This is a genomic window from Telmatocola sphagniphila (genome assembly GCF_018398935.1).
Classification (GTDB): domain Bacteria; phylum Planctomycetota; class Planctomycetia; order Gemmatales; family Gemmataceae; genus Telmatocola; species Telmatocola sphagniphila.
In genome coordinates this window covers 1,910,888-1,932,661 of record NZ_CP074694.1, presented here as the reverse complement: position 1 = coordinate 1,932,661, position 21,774 = coordinate 1,910,888, and the positions used below count along the sequence as shown (strand labels likewise).

At 52.1% G+C, this 21,774-nt stretch carries 17 protein-coding genes; 11 read left to right on the top strand and 6 right to left on the bottom strand.

Features of this window, described 5'->3' with window-relative positions:
• Positions 1-2 precede the first annotated feature (2 nt).
• The 9 genes from KIH39_RS26975 to KIH39_RS07715 all read left to right on the top strand — a co-directional run bounded on the left by KIH39_RS26975 (position 3) and on the right by KIH39_RS07715 (position 12,031).
• Positions 3-653 (top strand): acyltransferase, encoded by a 651-nt coding sequence (locus KIH39_RS26975; RefSeq protein WP_390623684.1) that lies wholly within the window; start codon positions 3-5, stop codon positions 651-653.
• Positions 650-2,161: an oligosaccharide flippase family protein gene (locus KIH39_RS07750; RefSeq protein WP_213498774.1), complete on the top strand. Its 1,512-nt coding sequence runs from the start codon at positions 650-652 to the stop codon at positions 2,159-2,161. The genes KIH39_RS26975 and KIH39_RS07750 overlap by 4 nt, the downstream gene beginning before the upstream one ends.
• A 452-nt stretch (positions 2,162-2,613) precedes the next feature.
• Entirely contained in the window at positions 2,614-3,603 is a 990-nt protein-coding gene (locus KIH39_RS07745; RefSeq protein ID WP_261353039.1) for a glycosyltransferase family 2 protein, read from the top strand.
• A 23-nt stretch (positions 3,604-3,626) separates the two neighbouring features.
• Entirely contained in the window at positions 3,627-4,781 is a 1,155-nt protein-coding gene (locus KIH39_RS07740) for a glycosyltransferase family 4 protein (protein ID WP_213498772.1), read from the top strand.
• Between the two features lie 351 nt (positions 4,782-5,132).
• Complete coding sequence (locus tag KIH39_RS07735; RefSeq protein ID WP_213498771.1) at positions 5,133-6,221, top strand: glycosyltransferase family 4 protein; 1,089 nt, start codon at positions 5,133-5,135, stop codon at positions 6,219-6,221.
• A 169-nt stretch (positions 6,222-6,390) separates the two neighbouring features.
• A complete protein-coding gene (locus KIH39_RS07730; RefSeq protein ID WP_246539591.1) occupies positions 6,391-7,305 on the top strand; it encodes a glycosyltransferase in 915 nt (304 codons plus the stop codon).
• 5 nt (positions 7,306-7,310) lie between these two features.
• The gene (locus tag KIH39_RS07725) at positions 7,311-8,534 is read left to right on the top strand and encodes a glycosyltransferase family 4 protein (protein ID WP_213498769.1); all 1,224 of its coding nucleotides are present in this window, start codon (positions 7,311-7,313) and stop codon (positions 8,532-8,534) included.
• Positions 8,535-8,724: 190 nt separating this feature from the next.
• Complete coding sequence (locus KIH39_RS07720; RefSeq protein WP_213493945.1) at positions 8,725-10,254, top strand: IS1380 family transposase; 1,530 nt, start codon at positions 8,725-8,727, stop codon at positions 10,252-10,254.
• Positions 10,255-10,915: 661 nt separating this feature from the next.
• The gene (locus KIH39_RS07715; protein ID WP_213498768.1) at positions 10,916-12,031 is read left to right on the top strand and encodes an acyltransferase family protein; all 1,116 of its coding nucleotides are present in this window, start codon (positions 10,916-10,918) and stop codon (positions 12,029-12,031) included.
• An 82-nt stretch (positions 12,032-12,113) separates the two neighbouring features.
• Here the strand turns inward: KIH39_RS07715 and KIH39_RS07710 are convergent, their stop codons facing one another.
• The 6 genes from KIH39_RS07710 to KIH39_RS07685 form a co-directional block, all read right to left on the bottom strand.
• Complete coding sequence (locus KIH39_RS07710; RefSeq protein ID WP_213498767.1) at positions 12,114-12,710, bottom strand: IS630 family transposase; 597 nt, start codon at positions 12,708-12,710, stop codon at positions 12,114-12,116.
• Entirely contained in the window at positions 12,641-13,189 is a 549-nt protein-coding gene (locus KIH39_RS07705) for a helix-turn-helix domain-containing protein (RefSeq protein ID WP_213498766.1), read from the bottom strand. Before KIH39_RS07705 ends, KIH39_RS07710 begins: the two co-directional genes overlap by 70 nt.
• A 145-nt stretch (positions 13,190-13,334) precedes the next feature.
• Positions 13,335-14,000, bottom strand: coding sequence for a ligase-associated DNA damage response endonuclease PdeM (gene pdeM, locus KIH39_RS07700; RefSeq protein WP_213498765.1), 666 nt, complete (start codon positions 13,998-14,000; stop codon positions 13,335-13,337).
• Positions 13,997-16,546 (bottom strand): ligase-associated DNA damage response DEXH box helicase, encoded by a 2,550-nt coding sequence (locus tag KIH39_RS07695; protein WP_213498764.1) that lies wholly within the window; start codon positions 16,544-16,546, stop codon positions 13,997-13,999. Before KIH39_RS07695 ends, pdeM begins: the two co-directional genes overlap by 4 nt.
• Positions 16,543-18,144 carry an ATP-dependent DNA ligase gene (locus KIH39_RS07690; RefSeq protein ID WP_213498763.1) on the bottom strand — a complete coding sequence of 534 codons (1,602 nt, stop codon included), beginning with the start codon at positions 18,142-18,144 and terminating at the stop codon, positions 16,543-16,545. Before KIH39_RS07690 ends, KIH39_RS07695 begins: the two co-directional genes overlap by 4 nt.
• Positions 18,141-19,199 carry a ligase-associated DNA damage response exonuclease gene (locus KIH39_RS07685; RefSeq protein ID WP_213498762.1) on the bottom strand — a complete coding sequence of 353 codons (1,059 nt, stop codon included), beginning with the start codon at positions 19,197-19,199 and terminating at the stop codon, positions 18,141-18,143. The genes KIH39_RS07690 and KIH39_RS07685 overlap by 4 nt, the downstream gene beginning before the upstream one ends.
• 224 nt (positions 19,200-19,423) lie before the next feature.
• On the opposite strand from KIH39_RS07685, the gene nusG reads away from it, so the two are divergent.
• Together nusG and KIH39_RS07675 are read left to right on the top strand one after the other, a co-directional pair.
• On the top strand, positions 19,424-19,981 hold the full coding sequence (nusG, locus tag KIH39_RS07680; protein ID WP_213498761.1) for a transcription termination/antitermination protein NusG: 558 nt from the start codon (positions 19,424-19,426) through the stop codon (positions 19,979-19,981).
• A 753-nt stretch (positions 19,982-20,734) separates the two neighbouring features.
• Positions 20,735-21,730, top strand: coding sequence for an NAD-dependent epimerase/dehydratase family protein (locus KIH39_RS07675; RefSeq protein WP_390623683.1), 996 nt, complete (start codon positions 20,735-20,737; stop codon positions 21,728-21,730).
• Positions 21,731-21,774 lie beyond the last annotated feature (44 nt).

Genomic DNA, 21,774 nt, shown 5'->3' with positions numbered 1-21,774 from the left:
AAATGATTGGTCGCATAATAGATAGGAATTGGCTGCTTGAGACGAGACTTAGAGTATTTCATGCTGTGAGTATTAAAATTTATGGTCGAACGCAGATGCACATTTCGAAGCGTTCACAATTGCGCAGCGTTAATTCGTTAGTTGGCGTTCGATTACTGGGCCAGGTGACTCCGGTATCAAATGTGACTGTCATAGCGATAGGTGAGCAGGGAAAACTCGACTTAGATAGTGTTAGTATTGGTCGAGGTGCAATTGTATCAGTAGGAAAGAATGCCGAAATCTCAATAGGGAAGGGGAGTTATCTGGCCGACGGATCGAAAATATTAGCCACTAATAAGATTCGAATTGGCTCAGCTTGTGCAATATCATGGAGCGTGACATTCCTGGACGATGATGGACACGGCTTCGGTCCGCCTCCTTACTCGAGTCCGATTGTTGTAGGCGATAACGTATGGATTGGATGCAACGTCACTATATTAAAGGGTGTAAATATTGGATCAGGTTCGGTAGTGGCCGCGGGGTCGGTAGTCACTCGTTCGTGCGAGCCAGGTTCACTCCTTGCTGGAGTGCCAGCGCGCGTAATAAGACGCGAGATTAGCTGGACTGATCAGAGCAGGTTATCATCAAACTCCACCCTGAATTCAGAGATATGAGCCGGACCAAACGCAGCGCGTTTGCCTTCTTCAGTGGCCTTGGCAGTTCCGTAGTCACACTTTTGATCGGGTTAATGTCAACGCCGGTGCTTCTTCGCTTTCTAGGCGACGAGAGGGCGGGGACTTTTCGAATTGCCACAGAATGGTTGGGCTACCTGGCGCTCATGGATTTTGGCCTAGGAGGAGTATTGCAGGCGACCGTGGCCCGGAGATTGGGCCATAATGAGACTTCAAAAGCACTTGCAGATGTTCGCAGAGCTATGCGATTGTTCGCCAGGGTTGCATTGTTACAATTGGCTGCACTCTTTTTTTTTGGCTTGACTGCGCGATGGTTGATATCTGGTTTGTCCACAGAAGCCCTTTTTGAACTAAGGATGGGGTTGCTTGTCAGCGCAATCGGAACGGTTTGGGTGCCACTTGCAGCACTTCGACCGCTACTGGATGGTGCTCAGCGAAGTTATTGGGTGAATGCCGCCTTGCTAGTTCAGTCCCTTGGCACCGTTGGTTTATCTATCCTATTTGCCTGGTGGGGATGGGGGTTAACCGGACAGTTCACCGCTGCCTTGCTTGGAAGTGCCGCCTATACTTTTTTTTTGTTTCGATTGGTCTCTCGAGTTTTCCCAGATGTCTGGCGACCACTGTCCGATGTTCAACCGGATAAATTTCCGCCGGGTTGGCCAATGTTTATGTTCAACCTAGTCGGCAGATTCAGCATTATGTCTGATGGGATTATCCTAGGTGCGATTCAAGGTCCAGGCGAGGTTGTTCGCTTTTACGTAACTCAGCGATTAATGCTGGTTGTAGTTTCGCAAGTTCAGGGAATCGGCAACGCGACTTGGGCCGCACTTGCCGATTTGCACCATCGAGGGGAGTCAGATATATTCCGACACCGTTTCCTGCAATTGAATCGATGGACTGCTATCCTAGCGGTAGCTGGCCTCGGCCCTTTAGCCGTACTTAACGAACGATTAATTTCACTGTGGGTCGGGATTTCCCGTTATGGTGGGGACGCGTTAACTTGGGCCACATTCGGGCAGGCACTCTTAGTGGCACAAGTAGCCTTATGGGCATGGCCGCTGGTGGGTGGAGGTATGGTTAAGTTGGTTTTACCCGTGATGTTTGTCGGCTCGATTTTGAATCTTATACTTAGTATAGTCGGAACATACATACTTGGATTAGTAGGCCCTTCTTTGGGCACTTTCGCGGGTTATCTTCTGGTGTACTACTGGTGGTACCCAAGATTGCTACAAAAAGAATTTGGTCTGAGTCGGATTAGTATCATGAGTCCTCTTCTCTTAGCGACGGCACTTTTTACGCCAATTGGATGTGGACTCTGGTCGGTTTCGCAGTATTTCCCAAATGGATTCATGGGAAATAGAATAATGGATTTTTTTGCATGGGGCATGATGGCCGGCACCGGAGGCGTGATATATCTCTGCTTAGCGTGGAAAATTCTCATCCCGCTAAAAGAACGGCAACGCTGGCCAAAACGATTGTCGCGGCGATGATGCTTTGACTTTCTTGTAAAGTTTTCTTGCTACTAAGCTTCCTCTATAATTATCGCACCTCATCCGCTCTTATTATTATTCCTATTATTGATTCGACATATAATAAATTTGGGCATAATACTAGGTTCTTTTAAGGTTTACTAATGAAAATTTTTCTCGAAGCTTCAAGCGAACTGCTGCTATAATCGCGTAAGGCGTTTTTTTTTCCGAACCATCGCCCTTGAAATTGAATAAAAAACCATTTTTTTCGAGATCGATATTTCGCTGTAAATCAATAGCCAGCGATGGCTGCAACCACATTTTATCAACGGAAAAATATAAACTGAGCCATTCAACTGAATTAATCAGCACCAACGTGTGCGAGTTTCTAAATGATTTGATTGATCGAGTCTTCAAGACGACGCGATTGAAGACACAATATTTTTAAGTCTTTTAAGCCAAGATCGAGATAAATGAAGTTTTCAATAATCATACCAACACATAATCGGCGAGAGCTTTTGCAGCGTGTTCTTTCAACAGTTTTTGAACAGACTTATAGTTCGAGTGAGTTCGAGGTGATTGTCGTCGCATCGCCGGGGGATTCTGCATTCGAAACAGTCTCACAATCGGCTGAGGGTCGGAGCGTCAGCGTTCGCTGCGTCGGTATTTACGAAGATCCCTGGCAAGGTAAAAATGCTTCCGCAAAGCGGAACTACGGGGCTAGTTTGGCACGTGGAGAATGGCTGGCATTTATCGATGACGATTGTGAAGCGGATCCCCGTTGGCTGGAAGAAGCAGACCTGTTATTAAAAGACAACGTAGCCTTGGAGGGGTGCAAGAAAATCCCGGTTCCGCCGAAAGAAACCTACACTTACCGCGGTTTGAAATCTTTTGAGAAGCCAGGTGGTTACCAATCCTGCAACATGTTTTATAGACGTGATGTATTTCTGAAATTGGGAGGATTCGATCTTCGTTTCCCCTTTTATCTCGAAGATACCGATTTCGCCTGGTCGGTGATAGACAACGGCTTTCAAATTCCGCATGCGAGCAATGCTATAGTCAGACATCCAGTAGTCCCAGCAGCTCCTTGGCGATTGCTCGACGATTCGAAGAGGACTATACTGTTACCTTTACTCAAAAATAAGCATCCCGAAATCTACAGACAAAAGATCTCAAGATTGTTGCAATGGAATCATAAAGCTTATTTAATTATGTGGCTGTTGCTGTTAGTTTTAGTAATTAGGTATAATTGGGATGGTTTACCAATGGGTGGTTTATTCTTGTTCTCTCTGACCGGAGTGGATCTAGCTCGAAGATATTGGGGATGTAGAGTGAGCGTTAACGAGTTGGCAGTTACTTGTCTTCTAATTCCTTTCGTTCCGCTGATTCGCTTGATCCAGTATGCCCGAGGGCTGTACCGCTACCGGCATATCTTGCCCACTGCCCGATCTATCCAGATATAATTCAGGGGGATTAACAAAATTGTATGCGACGCCTTTTGACTATTGGTCATTCCTATACGGTAGGAGTCAATCGGCGTTTGGCGCACGAGATGGCTCTCGCCGGAAAGAATCGCTGGGAAGTCACTTGTGCTGCTCCCCGTTTTGTAATCGGCGATCTTCGCCCTATAGAACTGGAAGCAATTGACGAAGAGGCTTGCCATCTAGAACCCGTTTCTCTTCGTATGACTAGTCGCCCGCATTTCATGACGTATGCCCGGGACGCAAAACGATTAGTGACCTCAGGGGCCTGGGATTTGATTCACGCCTGGGAGGAACCCTATATTCCTGCGGGCTGGCAGATCAGCCGCTGGGCCAAAAAAATCGCTCCTTTTGTCTTTTACACATACCAGAATATCAGTAAAAGATATCCGCCTCCCTTCAATTGGTTGGAAAACGAAACTCTCCGAAACTCCACTGCTTGGATTGCTGGAGGGCATACGGTGGAGGATGCCATGATGAGCAGATCGGGGTACGCTGATCATCCGCATGCGAGAATTTCCCTTGGAGTGGATACGAATTTGTTCCAGCCGTATACCGAACGCGGGAATCGAATCCTCTCTTCTTTGAATTGGAGCGCCTCAGGTCCGCCGATCATCGGATTCTTGGGAAGATTTGTCCTGGATAAGGGGGTCAATCTACTAATGAAAGCTCTCGATGGCTTGCAAACTGGCTGGAGAGCGTTATTCGTTGGCGGGGGCGTCTTAGAGCGCAAGCTTCGGCACTGGGGAAGCCAATATGGCGATAGAGTGAGAATTGTTACTGGTATTACTCACACTCAAGTCCCCGATTATCTGAATGCGATGGATATCCTTGCAGCCCCGAGTCAGACGACTCCACGTTGGAAAGAGCAGCTTGGGCGAATGCTGATCGAAGGCTTTGCGAGTGGCTTACCCGTGGTTGGCAGTAATTCTGGGGAAATTCCGAGCGTTCTTGGAGATTGCGGACTTGTTGTAGAGGAAAGTAGTGACTCCGCATGGAAAAAGACTTTGGGAGAGCTAATCGAAAATGCTTCGTACAGGAACGAATTAGGTGAAAAAGGTAGAGATAGGGCCATCACGCACTTTTCGTGGCCGGTTATTGCGAAACGCAATATCGATTTCTTCGATCAACTTCTAGATTCACCAATTCCGAAACATTGATTTGAGATCAGTTTAAGTACAACGACCTTTTTAATTTTATCTGAATAAGCACTTGAATATCGAATTAGTATTCAAAGCATAGAAATCGGGTTTTTGCTTACAGATTTAATAAATATAAATTAATATAGTTTTGTTATCCGTTTTAGGAAGCAGGTTGTTCATAATTCGGAGGAAATTCACGGTCTTAAGCCTATAGGACTAGGATAATTCGCCTGAGAAAAATTGAGTTTCATGACTCCAGATCAAGTTCTCTCCGCTAGATCGGACCATTTCGAGGGTACCTTAGGTCGGCTACCCCCTCGTCGCTTGATTTCAATCGCACATTCCTACGCAGTGGGAATGAATCGTAGGTTGGCATATGAAATGGCCAACGTGGGAGGTGGCTCATGGGAAGTTACCGCTGTAGCGCCTAAATATTTTCACGGCAACGATCTGAGACCGGTACGATTCGAGCCAGATTCGAACGCGGATTGTCGAGTTCTCAGCGTTAATGCTTACCTGACAAGAAAAGTACACATATTTCTTTACGGTTGGCAGCTTAGATCCATTCTTTCGGAAAATTGGGATCTAATCCACTGTTGGGAAGAGCCCTATATTTTTGCAGGCGGCGAAGTCGCCTGGTTCGCGAAATCGAAAACACCCCTGGTATTTCGTACAGCACAGAGCATTAACAAGCGCTATCCCCAACCATTTCGGTGGATCGAACAATACTCCATGCGTCGAGCAGCAGGCTGGATTTGCAGCGGTTCGTTAGTTGCCAAAACGTTAAGCTCCCGATTGGGTTATGATAAGCCCATGGCAAAAATCCCTTTGGGGGTTGATTTGAATGCCTTTAGGCCGGATCCTGATTTGGGAAAGGCAGTTCTGAAGAAACTCGGCTGGAAACCCGGACCACCCGTGATTGGTTATCTTGGACGATTTGTAGCCAGTAAAGGGTTACGCGTTTTGATGAATGCTTTAGATGGATTGACTGGCGATTGGAGAGCTTTATTTGTCGGCAACGGAGATATGCTGCCCGAGCTTAGAAAGTGGTCGGAGGATCACGGCGATAAAATTCGTATTTGCACTGATGTCACTCACGATCAGGTTCCTCCATATCTGAATGCCATGAATGTACTATGCGCCCCTAGCCAAACCATGCCGAATTGGAAGGAGCAATTTGGTCGGATGGTAGTGGAAGCTTTTGCGGCGGGGCTTCCTTTCATAGGAAGCGACAGTGGCGAAATTCCGTTCGTGGTAGGCGACACTGGGATTATTGTCGGAGAGAAAGACGAAATCGGTTGGACGAAAGCGATCGCCGATCTTCTTGGAGATCCAATAAAACAGCGGGAACTTTCCGAACAGGGAAGACAGCGTGCCCAGGAAGAATTCGCCTGGCCGGCAGTCGCTAAAAAATATTTGAGTTTTTTCGATTCCTTATTGGCGAACAAGCAAAATTAGCAGCAAGCGAATCGCTCTTCTTCGAGATTTTGCCGAAGAGAATTGGGCGAGTATGGATTTGTGTGCGGACGAGTTGGCAGCGCATCTGCGAGTTGCGAATCTCTGTCCTCCGTTTCGACGCCTGTTCTCGAAGCTGCGTCTGCCTGGAGGGTTCAACGCGGATCGATTGTTGAATCGTCAATTTTTATATCCGCTTTACCTGAGCAAGCTTCAAAAGAAATTCGATTGTTTCCATATCGTAGATCATTCCTACGCTCAACTCGTGCATCATTTGCCACGAGCGCGAACCGGAGTTTATTGCCACGATTTAGACGCATTTCGCTGTATTTTGGAGCCGTCCAGCGAACGTAGACCTCACTGGTTTAGAGCAATGTCCCGGCGAATTTTGACTGGGATGCAAAAGGCCGCAATCATTTTCTACAACTCAAAGCAAACTTATGATCAGATTGTCAAATACCAATTAGTCGATTCGAAGAAGTTGACATTTGCCCCCTTGGGAGTTTCCTCGGAGTTTAATCACCAATCTTTCTCTTCCGTACCCTGGCTGGATAGTATTTCGCAACCGTTCGTGCTCCACGTCGGTAGTTGCATCGCAAGAAAGCGGGTGGATGTTGTTTTGGATACTTTGGCGAGATTACGGACCAATTTTCCAGAAATTCGACTCGTAAAAGTCGGTGGAGATTTCACAAGCGACCAAGTCGAAAAGATTGAAAGCTTGAACTTGGCGAAATCAATCGTTCATAAGAAATCGATCCCCAGAACAGAATTGGCGGAATGCTATCGAAGGGCTAGAGTCGTACTCGTTTCGAGTGAATCCGAAGGTTTCGGACTCCCCGTTATCGAGGCATTGGCTTGTGGATCTTTAGTCGTGGCTTCCGATATAGCACCACTAAGGGAGTCCGGAAGTGATGCCGTTATCTTTCTGCCAGTTGCGGATATCACTGCTTGGACTAACTGTCTGACAAAAATTCTGAGTGGAGAAATGAGCGTTCCCTCAATTACAAATCGACTTAATTCGGCCAGTCGATATTCTTGGGAAAAACATTCTCAAATTATACTTGATGCCTATCTTTCCCTGGCATGAGTGCTATGCATATCGTCTTTATAAATCCCGTTGCCGTGATAGGAGGTGCCGAGCGTGTATTTCTGGCTTGTATCCAAGCGGTCCGGGCTGAATTTCCCGATGCTCGTTTAACGGCTCTACTTCTGGCATATGGTCCGCTTGAAGAACGAGTTCGTGAACTGGGTGTGGACTGTCTAGTTCATCCAATGCCTGCAACCTATGCGAAAATGGGAGACACGCAATTCCGAAAAACCAATAAAATTTTCATGCTTCTTAAATTGGCGGGTACAGCCGCTTTGAAAATCCCTGGTGGCTATCGATATTTTCGCAAATTGTCCAGGACGCTAAAGGATTTGAGACCTACTCTCGTTCATTCACACGGCCTAAAATCTCATTTTCTTGCCGCCTTGGCTTGTCCAAAAAAAACGAATATTCTCTGGCACATTCACGATTATTATTCGCAAAGACCATTAATGGTCAAAATACTAAAGCGCGTCGTAAAAAATGTTTCCGTAGCTATTGCCATTTCGGAATCGGTGTCGCGCGATGTAACGAGTGTTTTTCCCGACCTACCGGTTCATGTTGTTTATAACTGCGTGGATCAGTTCACGTTTTGTCCAGTTGGCTGTTCGTACGACCTGCCGGGGCTTGTAGGAATTCCCGAGAAAGAATCTGCCTTGATCCGCATTGGGATTGTGGCCACTTATGCAAATTGGAAAGGGCAGGATCTTTTTCTGCAAGCCATTGCACGACTAAAATCTCGCAATGCAAAATTTTATGCTTATATCGTCGGTGGTGCGATCTATTCAACCCCAGGATCTCAATTCACTCGGGAAGAATTAGTTCAAAAGGCTGCAACACTCGGAGTTTCTGACAAAGTTGGATTTGTTTCTTTCCAGTCAAACTCGGCGGCTGTGTATCGAGCACTCGACATTGTTGTACACGCCAGTACCAGGCCCGAGCCTTTCGGACTGACAATCATAGAAGCTATGGCATGCGCTAGGCCAGTGGTTATCTCTCGCGCTGGCGGAGCTGCGGAATTATTTACTGATGGCATAGATGCGTTGGGCTTTGAGCCGAATAGTGCGGATGATTTGGCAGAGAAACTGTCAAATCTGATTGAGAATAAGGGATTGCGATCCAAATTGGCAGAAGCCGCTTTGAAGACAGTACTTCAGAATTTTTCAAGCTCGCGTTTTGGATACAATATTCGAGTCGTTTATACTAATTTATTGAGCGAAAGAAGTTAACTTGATTGAGGGTCTCGTATTCGAAAATAGAAATCACTAAAGTACCTTATCTTGTAACTAGACCTTAAAACAGCGTAGTTTTTTGGGGAATTGTTTCGATTTATCGAAGAAAGCTCGAAATCCTTTTTGTTTTCTGCGGTTTGTGTAAGTAACCGCTTAACAAATCGACAGTCGCAAAAAGGAGTTTCGAGTGAATGTTATTTTCGGACGTTGGTTTCAAAAATGCAAGAGTCGAATCGAACGTCGCCTGGCTAAGCGAGAGGCCGCGATGACCTTCGCTCCTTCTTTCGACGCCTCCAACATTCATTACGAAGTCTCCGAACGCGTGGGGGCGATCAGTTGCGGAGGCCTCGGGGCCATGCACCTTCTGGCCCGGCGTATCGGACTGATCGACGACATCGACGAGAAGCTGCATCTGCTCCAATTTCAAAGGCCTTACTCGGAATCGGACCACGTGTTGGCCATCGCTTACAATTCCCTTTGCGGGGGTACCTGCCTGCAAGACATGGAACTGCGTCGCACGGACGAAAACTTTCTCAACGCCTTGGGCACTCAGCGTTTTCCCGACCCGACTACTTCGGGCGACTTTTGTCGACGCTTCGATAGTGGCAGCATCCAGGCTTTGATCGACGCTTTCAACCAGACCCGTTTACGCGTCTGGTCGAAGCAACCCGATTCCTTTTGGGAATGCGCGAAGATCGACGCCGACGGCAGCTTTACCCAAACGCGTGGCGAGCGTAAAGCGGGGATGGACATCAACTATAACAGAGACTGGTGTTACCACCCCCTGGCGGTGACCCTGGCCAACACCGGTGAGACGCTGAGCATCGTCAACCGTCCCGGCAATCGCCCTTCGCACGAAGGGGCCGCGGTCGAACTCGACCGGGCTCTTTTGCTGTGCCTTCAAGCGGGCTTTCGCAGGATCGTCTTTCGCGGCGACACCGATTTCTCGCAGACCACTCGCCTCGACGGCTGGGATGCCAACGCCAAGGTACGCTTTTATTTCGGCTACGATTCGAAGCAAAACCTCGAAGCAATCGCGGAAAAACTGCCGGAAGCGGCTTGGCACAAGCTCGAGCGTCCCGCGCAATACTCGGCGAAAGCGAAGTTGCGACACCGACGGGAAAACACCAAGGAGCGGATCGTCCAAGAGCGGGAATTCGTAAATGTGAAGTTGATCTCCGAAGCGGTGGCCGAGTTCGAGTACCAACCGACCGCTTGCCGAAGGGCGTATCGCCTGGTGGTGATTCGCAAGAATCTTTCCGTGGAAAAAGGCGAATCCGTTCTGTATCCGGACGAACGCTATTTCTTCTACATCACCAACGACCGGGAGTGCACGGCCGCCGAAGTCGTCTACGAAGCCAACGATCGCTGCAATCAGGAAAATCTGATAGCGCAGCTCAAGGGCGGTTGCCGGGCCTTGCACGCGCCGCTGCACGATCTGGAAAGCAATTGGGCGTACATGGTGATGGCCTCCCTGGCCTGGAACTTGAAAGCCTGGTGGGCCTTGACGTTGCCGGAAACTCCTGGTCGCTGGCGGGAAAAGCATCGGGACCAGAAGCAGTCGGTTTTGAAAATGGAATTCAAAACCTTCCTCAATGCTTTCATGCTTCTGCCTTGTCAGATCGTCCGGAAGGCCGGCCGCATCGTCTATCGATTGCTCGGCTGGAACCCGCACTTGCCAATCTTCTTCCGACTACTGAAAGCACTGAGGTGCTGATCGTTCGACCGACTGAAGTCGGGATCCGGATGTCCCGATCCGATAAAACGCCGAGAGCTATTCGCGGAAAGGAAGAATGTTTGAAAAATAGAAGTATGCGTTCGGCCGAGCGAAAAGCTCCGGCGTGGGGGACTCATCGAACTATCTCGCTAAAACTCCCCACGGAATTGGCATCAAAAACTTCGCTTGTTTGAGGACTAGACAATCTGTATTGAATTGGAGGGATCAAGTACGCGAACTCGGGGTACGGTTACAGTAAAGTATCTCGTCACGAATGTGGTCACAATGGTTAATCAGCTTCGAATGATTTCTCTACCCGCAGTGGGCTTTGAGCTTCTGAAACTGAATTTTGAAACTGTTGAGCGGGGAATTGGAATATCTGAGACAATTACTCCCTATCATTTGGATAAATTCGTAGCTGTAGTTGCAAAATAGCAGTCGATTTTGCATCTTTTGAATAATTTACGACGAATTTTGCCACCTGGGAGGGAGTAGATTTAAATATGGAGCGCTTCAGAATGGCCGGCATACTAAATAAGTGTGGATTTGACGATTGTCAAAATATCAAATCGAGTTCATGCCTAAACGCATACGTGGATTCCTCGCGAGTATAAGCGAATCTAATAACTAATCTCTATTTGTGCGAATAGTGGAATATCGTATGAAAAATAGTTCGCAAGAATCTTTGAATTCTGAATCTTCGAGAATAGCAGCGCTCGATAATCTGAGAGCATTTGCAATAATTTGGGTCATTCTCCTTCATTGCGAGCAAGGCTGCCTTCCCAAGGACAGCAACTCTACGGTGCAAAACTTCGTGAGAGCAGGAGGTTTTGGGGTAGACCTGTTCTTTGTTTTAAGTGGTTTTCTTATTAGCTCAATTTTAATCAAAGGGCATTTGAAAAGTGGCAAAATACAAATCGCTAAATTTTGGTACAGAAGGTGGATGAGAACCCTGCCAGCATACTACGTGACGCTTTTCGTCGTCATGTTGGGTGATGCGTTCTACGAATCAAAAGTGCCCTGGTCTAACAGGTGGTCATATTTTCTGTTTTTACAAACGAGCGTAAATGATTTCGGTGACGTGCGATTCGCTTGGTCGTGGAGTCTTTGCGTAGAAGAGCTTTTTTATTTTGCATTGCCGATCACAACCAGTCTTTCGCTTCTCTTCACTTTCAACATCAAGTTAGCGATACGTTGTATCTCCCTTGCCGCCATAGGAATATCCTTTGTCGGTCGAGCCCTCTCTGAATCTTCAGGCGGCCATCTTCCGGGATATGCAGTTCCCTATTGCAGGCTGGATGGATTAGCTTGCGGAATGGTGATATCAACTTTACCAAAGTTTCAGAATAAATTCTGGAGCTTTGCGATGATTCTGACTGCTTTAGTCATTTTAGGCGCATCCGTTTGGGCTGTCACACCAACCGGATTTAAAATTCATCAGTACTTTCCAGTGTCAATTGCATTTTCTCTGATTTTATATAGCGTTATGTTAAATGACTCATGGAGAAATATTCGAATTCCAGGAGCCTACAGTGTAGCTGCCATTTCTTATTCTTTATATTTGATCCATCCTATAGTGATCGTATTATTACTAAAACTCACTCCGAATGTCGACTGGATGTTTCGGCTACTGTTTCTAGTAATCTTGCTGGCACTGCTCGCTACCGCGTTGAGATGTTTTGTTGAATTGCCATTTTTATTTTATAGAGATAAAAAATCGATTGGCGAAATCGGACATAAAGCTATTGTATCCGATCAAATTCCTGTCAAATTGTAGTGTAGCATTAGTCGTAATACGTACTTCTATCTTATTTCCGTTCTCCGAAATTGCTTGAACTTCTTTTCCCTTCTACTCCTCCTCACCCTGCAACAGCCGTGATGGATTTCTGTAGAGGAGTTTCGTTCAAGTAGGAGTGTAGTATATCTGGTTGGAATTTTACTTCCGTTAAAAATTCGACCGCCTCGTCTTCGAGTTCTTGTAAATCCTCGGGAATGAGATTAGCACAATGCCCGTATTTGAGGTGGCTCCAGAGCTGCTCGACGGGATTGAGTTCCGGAGCGTAGGGCGGCAGCCATTCGAGCGACAAACGAGGATATTCTTTGAGTAATTTTCTCATGGCTTCTCCTTTGTGCATGGGACCATTATCCCAAACGACAATGACCCGACCGCGTAGATGTTTGAGGAGATCGCGTAAGAAGCTAGCCACTTTCTCGGAATTGAAAGTGCCGTTGGGCAAAGTTTGGAAAAAGAGATTAGGCTGGTGTTTTTGGGGAGAAAAAGACAAGGCTCCAATAATGGAAACCTTCTGGCGAGCACCTACTTTTTGCGTGAGAAAGGGGCGGGAACCGACCTTAGCCCAAGTGCGACGTAGCAGAGGAGCCAGACTTAATCCGGTTTCATCGAGGAATACGACATACGCCCGATCCTGCCCCCCTGTTTTGAAATTCGGGGCCATTCGGTTTGCGTCCAGTCGGCGATCTTCTGCTCATTGCGTTGGGCCGCTTTTTTCCCGGGCATCTGCGGGGAGAAGCCCTGTTTGCGTAACCAACGGCAGAAGTAGTTTGCGTTGTATTGAATCTGGAATTTTTCTTTGATCAATTGCACGATTCGCCGGGAAGTCCAGAGGTTGGTTCGAAAGCCGAACTCTCGAGCATCGCGAAGCAACCAAGAGCGGACTTCCTGGATTTGCTCTTGGGTCATTTTCGATTTCGGACCGGGATGCTTGTCGGCTTTGAGCCCCTCTTCCCCACGAGCTCTGTGCCAGGCGAGCCAATTATCCAAGCTGCGGGAATTGATCTTGATCATCTTGGCCACCTTCTGAATGGTGTGGCCTTCGAGAACCAGTTGAACTCCCAGACGGCGTCGATTTTCCTGCTCGTTGCGATCGTGGATTTTCTTAACCAGGGAGGGTGTGTGTTGGGTTGTCATGACCATGATATGGCCGCAACAACACTGCAATCAAATGGATTGAAAACTATCCCAAAATTGCAATTTCTACTAGAGAATGTGCAGATTTTGCAACGACTATATCAAGGTGAAGAGGAGTAGTCCGATTTCTTAAAGTGCATTTTTTTTAAAATTACGCTAGCCCCACCACTTCTTCCCCCGCCACCAAATAGGCCTTATCCGACTCCTGTAACTCAATCAGCCCATGATCCACAAAGGTCCCAAACGCCGGCAGAATCAGCGTCTTTCCCCGCTCCAGAAAGCAGGGCAGGCGAAGTTGATCGGGACCGTGACGAAGCTTCACCTTGGGATGCAAGTGTCCCGCCAGAGCAAATTCGGTTTCCTGTTCTAACGGAATGTGCCTTAAGAGTAGTCCGGCTCGAAGCGCCGGGGCCTCCAGCTCCGAAATCTTCCATTCGCTCGGCAGTTCTCCGGCTCCTTGATCATGATTGCCCTTAATCAGCGTCCATTTCAGCGAATTCCACTGGTAGCGCCACTGCGAGATTTGATCGATCCAGTGCGCGGACCGGCCCCGTCGGGAATGCAGTAAATCTCCCAAAATGATCAGCTCCTGGCACTCCAGAGTGCGAATCAGTTGCGAGAGCCGCTGCAGTTCCCGGCCCGTGCCATCGGGGATCGGAATCTGCGACGCCCGGAAGCTGGCCTCTTTGCCGAAGTGGATATCGGCGACCAGCAGGGCTTTTTCCGCGGGCCAATAGACCGCCCGCTCCGGCAACAGCCAGAGTTCCTGGCCTCCCCAAGTGATCGGACAATTTGTATTCAAAAACTGGGATTTCATATCTTCCGGGCCGATCTTTCCAGGGCCTCTTGCAGGCGTTTCACACGATCCGCGAGCTTCTCCGACGAGACTCTTTCCCGGAGCCGTTCAACCATCAGCGGAAAACAAAAAGGCGTGAAGCGGGGTATCTCCTGAAAAACCAGTCGGCTCTTCTGTAATACCTTCAAAGTGTCGATCAGTCGCGTTTGTTCCAACTGCCGCTCCAACACCTCTTCCTGAGCCTGCTTCAGTAAGCGATTCTCCGGCTCGTAGTTCCGAAACACTTCGTAAATCAATCCGGTCGAAGCCTGCAACTGCCGGGCGGTTTTCCGCTGCCCCGGATAGCCGCCAAAGACCAAGCCCGCGATATGGGCCACCTCCCGAAACTGCCGTTTGCTCATCTCGGTGGCGTTGATGCAGTCCCGGATCTCCTCGGAGATTCCGTCGCTGGCCAACAGCCCCTCCGACAGGCTTTCAAAAACCGGGGCCTCCGAAGCACAGAGGAGTTCCAAGCCGTAGTCGTTCACTGCCATACTGAAGGTCAGCGGTTTCCGACGCGACAGCCGGTAGGCGAACAGGGCGGCCAAGCCTTCGTGCACCAAGCGGCCGGCGAAGGGGTAGAAGTAGTAATGATACCCCTCCCGGGACACGGTCTTCTCCACGAGAAATTCGCCCAATCGAGGAATCTGCGACCACTCCTGCTGCAGTTCCAAGAGCGGCTGGACCGCCCGCATTTCGGCCGAATCGAAAATCCCCTGCGCGGCCTGATCCAGTTTTCGGCGCGCGGCAGAAGCCAACTCCGTGGAGAGCGGCATCCAGCCCCCCATCCAGCGCGGCACCGTGATCGTGCCCTCCGCTTTCGCCGCCTTCACCCAGAGGCGGGCGTCCTGAATCTTGACCATTTGGACGAGGCGACCGGCGAAGACAAACCGATCCCCCGGTTTTAACCTGGCGGCAAACGCTTCCTCGACGCTGCCGAGCTTCGGCCCGCGCAGAAATTGCACCTGCAGGTGCGCTTCGCTGACAATTGTCCCGATCGCCATCAGATGATGGCGGGCGATCCGCGGGTTATCGACTCGATACTGACCGTCCTCGCCGCGATGCACCTTTTGATAGTCGGGATACGCGCGGAGGGAAGGGCCCCCGGTGGTCACAAAATCGAGGACCCAGCGCCAATCCTCCTCGGTTAAGCTCGCGTAGGAAGCCGTGCTTTGAATTTCTTCCAACAGCGAATCGGCCGTAAAGCCGCCGCCGACCGCCATGGTTACGGCATGCTGGGCCAAGACATCGATCGGATTTTTCAAGGGTGGCCGGGACTCCAAAAATCGCGAAGCGATCGCGTCGCGGGCGGCGGCAAATTCGATCAACTCCCAGGCGTGGGTCGGCACCCCGGTGACGCGGCTTTCCCGGTTCGGGGAATGCCCGCTGCGACCGGCTCGTTGCAACAGGCGGGCGACTCCTTTGGGGCTGCCCACTTGAAAGACCCGTTCGACCGGGCTGAAATCGACGCCCAGATCGAGCGTGGAGGTGCAGACGACGCATTTGAGCGTTCCCGCCCGCAGGGCCTTTTCGACCCAGCGCCGCGTTTTGGTCTCGAGCGAGCCATGATGCAAAGCGATCTGGCCGGCCCAGCCGGGACGTTCTTTTAGAATCGCCTGGTACCAGAGTTCGGTCTGGGAGCGGGTATTGGTGAAGATTAAAGAACTGGCCGCCGCTTCGACTTGCCATAAGACTTCGGGCAGCAGTTTCAGGCCCAGATGCCCCGCCCAGGGGAAGCGTTCGATATCGGGCGGAAGAATCGAATCGATTTGGATCGACTTCTTCTCCTGACCTTCGATCAGCCGGATTGGGGCGGATTCGGTCGATCGATTCCCAAGCAGCACATCCCGCGCTTCCGGTAAATTCCCCAAGGTGGCCGAGAGGCCCCAGGTTCGCAGCGATGGGGCCCACTTTCGCAGGCGCGCCAGGGCCAGTTCGGTTTGGACACCCCGCTTGGTGGCGATCAACTCGTGCCATTCGTCGACCACCACCAGTCGGACCCCGGCAAAATCGCTCGGGGCCGTCGGCCGGGTCAGCAGCAGCGTCAGACTTTCCGGGGTGGTAATCAGGGCGGTGGGGAGGCGACTTTTCTGGCGCAGCTTCACCGAGCTGGCGGTATCCCCCGTCCGCGTTTCGATGGTCCAGGGCAGTGGCAGATCCTCGAGGGGGAACTGCAGGGCCTGCGCGGTATCGGCGGCGAGGGCCCGCAGCGGCGTGATCCAAAGCACCCGCAGCGGCTCGGCTTCCGAACGCGACCGATTGGGTTTTCTTTCTTGCTCCGGAAGCGGCGCCGGCCGTTCCGCCAATCCTTCCAGCACCGCGGCCAGCCAGAGGGCGTAGGTCTTCCCAGTCCCGGTGGTGGCATGAATCAGACCCGATTCCCCGCGGAAGTAGGCGGCCCAGGTGTTCCGTTGAAATTCGAACGGCGTCCAGCCTTGCGCTTCGAACCAGTGCTCGAGGCGCTCGGCCGCCGTGAGCGGTTTCGGCAGATCAACCAGAACGGGAGTTGGGAGCTTTCGAGGCTTCATGAGGTCGGAAGCCCTGCTAAGATTTTCTGAATCGCTTCGAGCGTATCGGCCTCGGCGGGAGTTTTATCGAGCCGCCAGCGCAGCATGCGGGGAAAGCGGACGGCCAGGCCCGATTTGTGCCGCGAGGAAAGCTGGATGTTTTCGAAGGCGAGTTCGAAGACCAGTTCCGGTTTCACCGAGCGGATCGGGCCGAAGCGTTCGAGGGTATTCTGGCGAATGAAGCGATCGACCTCGACGATCTCCGCGTCGGTCAACCCGGAGTAGGCCTTGGCGATCGGCACCAGTTGGCCCTGGTCCCAAACCGCGAAGGTGTAATCGGTATACAAGCTGGCCCGCCGGCCATGCCCTTTCTGGGCGTAGATCAGGACCGCCTCGCAGGTGAAGGGAGCGACTTTCCACTTCCACCAGCTGCCGACCGGTCGGCCGACGCCGTATTCGGAATCCCGTCGCTTCAGCATCAGTCCTTCCGCTTGCTGGTCGCGGCTAGTCTCGCGAATTTGGGCAGCTTCTTCCCAGGAACGAGGAAGTAGTTGCGGCGGCCGCGTGATCGTCGTCTGCTCCGGTAGATCGACCAGAATGTGCTCGAGGATTTCTTCCCGTTCGAATAGCGGCCGAGTTCGGCAATCAACGCCCGAGGTCTCCAGCAAGTCAAACGCGAGAAATCGCACCGGGACTTCCGCGAGGATTTTCGGACTGAGTTTTTTGCGGCCAATCCGTTTTTGTAAGGAGGTGAAGGGGAGCACCCGGGCATTCTTCCAGCCGACGATTTCCCCATCGAGGACGGTCCCCTCCGGTAGCCGGGGAGCGACCTCGGTCAACTCGGGGAACCGCTCGGTCATCAATTCCTCGCCGCGCGACCAAAGGAAGGTCTGTCCCTGGCGCCGAATAAGCTGCGCCCGGAGGCCGTCCCATTTCCACTCAATCTTCCAGTCGGAAATCGGCCCGAGGGAAGCGACCGGTTGCGTCAGGGGATTGGCCAAACAGAAGGGGTAGGGATGGCTCCGCGCCGCCTGGGCCGATTCGGGGGCGAGCAACTGCGTGAAAAATTCCGCCGTTGGTTCCCACGAACCCATCAAGCGATGCGTGATCGTCGCCGGCGGAAGGTCCGCGACTTGGGCCAGTGCCTTGACAACGAGGCCTTGCGAAACGCCGACGCGAAAGCCACCGGTGACCAGTTTGTTGAAGACGAAGACTTCGGAGCGGGAGAGCTGCTGCCAGGCGGCGCGCAACTGCGCGGTTCGCTCGGCCTCTCCCAGTTTCGCCAGCGGGCGAAGGGTATTTTCGACCCAATCGGCCAGGCTTCCGGACGAGTGCGTGTCCTGAACTGGCAGCAGCAGGGCGATTGTCTCGGAGAGATCGCCAACCGAATCGTAGCATTCGTCGAAGATCCACTCGGGCAGACCGGTGCTTTCCCGACAGGCCTGACGGAGCAGCCGCACCGGAACGACCCGGGGCAACTTCCGACCCGACAGAAAATGCACGGCCCAGGCGCCATCGCTCGGCGCACAGTTCGAGAAATAGTTCTTCAGGGCCGCGATTTTGGCCAGAGACTGGGTGGTTTCATCCAGGTGGCGAAAAAGCTCGGCGAAGGCTCTCATTCGGAGGCCCCTTCCGCGGGGGCGACGGCGGCAGCTTCCTCACTCTCGCCCTGATATTCGGTGCGTAACGGCTGCGCCTGGAGTCCTTGCTCGCGCAGCCAGCGCACCAGCACGGCGGTCGACCCATGCGTCGCCAGAATGGTTTCCGCGCCGGTGGCGGCGATGGCGGAAAGCAGTCCCGGCCAATCGGCGTGGTCGGAAAGGACGAAACCGCGATCGACGCCGCGGCGCCGGCGGGTGCCGCGTACGGCCATCCAACCGGAGGCGTAGGCTTCCGAAGCGTCGCCGAATTTGCGGACCCAGGGCGTCCCCATCGCCGAAGGGGGAGCGATAATCAGGGCTCCCTGCCATTCCGTCGCTTTCCGTTTCGCTTCCGCCTTTTGGGTGGGCGGCAGGGGAATCCCGCTGTCCCGGTAATCCTGATTGACGGTCTTGACGGCGCCGTGACAAAAGATCGGTCCGATCGAGGTATCCAGTCCGGCGAGGAGCCGTTGCGCTTTGCCCAGCGAATAGGCGTAGATAATCGAGGCCCGGCCCAGCGTACGATTCTGCTGCCACCAGGAATTGACCGAAGCAAAGATCGTCGCCGGGCTTTCCCAGCGATAAATCGGCAGGCCAAAAGTCGATTCGGTGACGAAGGTATGACAGCGGACCGGTTCGAAGGCCGTGCAGGTCGGATCGGGGGCCAGCTTGTAGTCCCCGGAGATTCCCCAGACTTCGCCGCGGTACTCGACGCGAATCTGCGCGGAGCCCAGCACATGGCCGGCGGAGTGGAGCGAAACCTGAACGCCATTTTGGTGGAGAACTTCTCCGTAGTTGACGGTCTGGATCACCGCGTTCGGCTCCATCCGGCTTTGGAGCACCCGTCGGCCCGCCGTCGTGGTCAGGTAGCGGCCGCAGCCGCGCCGCGCGTGGTCGGAATGGGCATGCGTGATAATGGCCCGATCCACCGGACGCCACGGATCGATGTAAAAGGCTCCCCGTTCGCAGAAGAGACCCGATTCGGTGACTTGGATCAGCGGCTCGCCTGGCCGGTGGGTACTGGTTGGATTCATGGTGCCCCCATCTCATTATTAGGCGGGGCCTCGACGAAGGGGGGCCGGATCCCGGCCGGAACCCCCTTTTTATCGACAAACATAAGTTGTATTTTATTTTTTAGAGGAGGACTTTTGTAAGATAAGCGGGAAAACGGCCTGCCGAGCCATGGGTTGCCAAGTCCCCGATTGTGGGGAAGTATCTGAGGACAAGGCCGGAGCTGTGCTGGGGAATAGTAGCGATTATGCCGATTTTACCACTTGAGAACGTATGCTTTCCGCCCAACCTGTTCGTCGACGAACGACCGTTCGATCCGGAACACCCCTGGATGGTGATTCATACTAAGCCCCGTCAGGAGAAAGTGATCGCCCGGCATCTGCACGCCGCGGAGTTATCCTATTTTCTGCCGCTGGCCAAGAGTGGCAAGCCGCGGGCGGCCCGCGTTCCCGATTCCTTTCCGCCGGTTTTTCCGGGCTATCTGTTTATCCGAAATGCCCGCCAGAATCGCCTGCCGTTTCAGATCCTGGATCGGGCCGTTCGGATCCTCGATGTACCCGATCAGATGACGCTGGACAAACAATTGCAGCAGGTCTGGTGGTTGATCGGCGGCGACCAGGAGGTCCAGCGCGAAGAGGAGTTGAAGCCGGGGGACCGGGTCATGATCCGGATGGGATCGATGGCCGGGATGAAGGGAACGTTAATTGAGAATAAGGGCGAATGCCGCTTTGTCGTGAGTGTCGACTTTATTCAGAAGGGACTTTCGATTGTAGTGGATCGGGAATCGATTATTCCGGCCGAATAGAACAGACAAAATGGCGAAGTTATCGGTCTTCGGTTAGGCTATTTCTTAAGGGGAAAGAAAGCGCTCTCACTCCCGATTTCCTCTCCGGGATCTTGAAAATCGGAGGCCGGCGGTCCGTCTTCAGACCGATCGAGGAGTTCTCTAAAGACGGCTCCCTCGGTCTTCGTCGAGAGATGGAACGATCGGATGGAAAGACCAGACGGGAAAATGCGTCGGGGAGGACATCCCAAAGGGACGGAGTCTGCCCTAGGACGAACGGGTTCTTGCTTTTATTCCCCGGAAAACGATCCCTCCGATTAAGAGAGAGATTCCGGTTGTTCTCAACCTTCTTACAGACAAAATATTCCCATCTCCGGCGGTGGGAGTCTCTTGAAAAGTAATTGCCGTCTGAGTTCGAGAAAACGTTTGTAGGAGTTCCTGCGAAGGAGGCTAACGGTTCGAGAGTTTCCGAAAGTTCTCAAAAAGACCCCACCGGGGTCCGCGGTTCCAATAGTCCTCTTTTTGACGTTTTTAACTGTGTGGGAATTGTGAAAGATTAACGTTTAGGTAAGGGATGATGGCCCCAGCGTTCTCCTGGGGTAAGAGTACACGTTGAAAGGCAATCGCAAGACAGTAGTGGGGACCCAGACGGTTAGTTCCGAATTGACGATTTTTCAATCCTTTAAGAGTCTAGTTCGACGGCCGATGGCGTATCCATTGGTTTCATCCGGCCCAGGTTGAATCGTTCGCGGCTGTGGCGAGCTGTGCAGGAGTTTGCATTTGAAAAGCGAATTGGTGTTGGTGACCGGGGCAGGGGGATTCATCGGCGGGCACCTGGTGGCCGATCTGGTGAAAAAAGGCTTTCGGGTCCGGGCGGTGGATCATAAGCCGCTGACCGACTGGTGGCAGAAGCAACCGGAGGTCGAAAATCTGTCCCTCGATCTCGAAAAACTGGAAAACTGCCGCACCGCGGTGCAGGGGGTGGAGGAGGTCTATAACCTGGCCGCCGATATGGGCGGCATGGGTTTCATCGAGCACAATAAAGCACTTTGCATGCTCTCGGTCTTGATCAATACGCATATGCTCCTGGCGGCGCGCGAGGCCGGGGTGAAGCGGTTCTTCTTCTCCTCGTCGGCCTGCGTCTACGCCGCCAATAAACAGACCAAAACTGACTTGACGGCTCTGAAAGAGGAAGACGCTTATCCCGCCATGCCCGAAGATGGCTACGGCTGGGAGAAACTCTTCAGCGAACGGATGTGCCGCCATTTCCGGGAGGATTTCGGACTGGTGACCCGCATGGCCCGCTACCACAACGTCTACGGCCCGCAAGGCACCTGGAAGGGGGGCCGCGAGAAAGCGCCTGCTGCCACCTGCCGCAAGGTCATCGAAGCCAAGCTCTCGGGGAATCGGGAAATCGAGATTTGGGGCGATGGCCATCAGACGCGCAGCTTCATGTTCATCGAAGACTGTCTGTTCGGCACGCAGAAAATCATGCACAGCGAGATCGTCGACGCCATCAATCTGGGCAGCAACGAACTGGTCAGCATCAACCAGCTGGTCGATATCGTCGAAGAGATCGCCGGCGTCGAGCTGAAGCGAAAATACAATCTGAGCGCTCCCAAGGGGGTGAATGGTCGCAACAGCGATAACACCCTGATCCAGGAGCTGCTGGGCTGGCAGCCCTCGATCCGGCTTCGCGATGGTCTGGAGCGAACCTACGCCTGGATATACGACCAGATCGTGACCAACGCTCCCTGTCCGATCTATTAATCTCTACAGGTCCTCCCGCTCGCACACGGGGGCTTGCCTGAGCC